Origin of the sequence: Haloflavibacter putidus (assembly GCF_006546625.1) — a bacterium.
GTDB classification, from domain to species: domain Bacteria; phylum Bacteroidota; class Bacteroidia; order Flavobacteriales; family Flavobacteriaceae; genus Mesonia; species Mesonia putida.
The window spans coordinates 1-578 of record NZ_VIAR01000033.1 but is presented as its reverse complement, the minus strand read 5'-3'; the positions used below and the strand labels follow the sequence as shown (position 1 = coordinate 578).

Sequence of the window (578 nt, the reverse complement as noted above, 5' to 3'; positions counted from 1 at the left end):
ACTAAACAACTCTGCACTGAAAGTGCAGAGGTTTATTAATACTGGGGACTGAAAGTCCCCCTTTACTATTCCAATATAAAATTGGAATTATCACTCGAATTTCGACGGTGATGTTCCAAATATTCATTGACCATTTTATCGGTAATATTCCCAGTACTCCATACTCCGTAACCGCTTGCCCAAAAATGTTGCCCCCAATAACGCTCTTTCAGTTTCGGGAATTCTTGTTGAAGTTTCCTTGAGGTTCGTCCTTTGAGTTTTTTCAATATGCTACTTACATTCAATTTTGGAGCATATTCAATGTGCATATGAACGTGATCCGAACTAACTACTCCTTTCAGTATTTCTATACCTTCCGCCTCACAAATTTGGATTAAAAGTTCACGACAACGAGTTTGAACATCCCCTCGAAGTACCTTGTACCTATATTTTGTGACCCAAACAATATGGCACGTTAAATAACTTACTGTATGGGAGCCTTTTCTTTGATAACTCATAGTACGAAAATATAGATTTTTTCGCACTACTAAAGTGCTGCAATAAAATTGCAGGGTTTAAATCCCTTTTTTGAGACCAAT

1 protein-coding gene is annotated in these 578 nt (G+C 37.2%); it reads right to left on the bottom strand.

Going from position 1 to position 578, the window contains the following annotated elements; translation table 11 throughout:
* Nucleotides 1-65 precede the first annotated feature (65 nt).
* Nucleotides 66-497, bottom strand: a complete 432-nt coding sequence (gene tnpA, locus FKR84_RS13225) for an IS200/IS605 family transposase (protein ID WP_141422788.1) — start codon at nucleotides 495-497, stop codon at nucleotides 66-68.
* Between the last annotated feature and the right edge of the window lie 81 nt (nucleotides 498-578).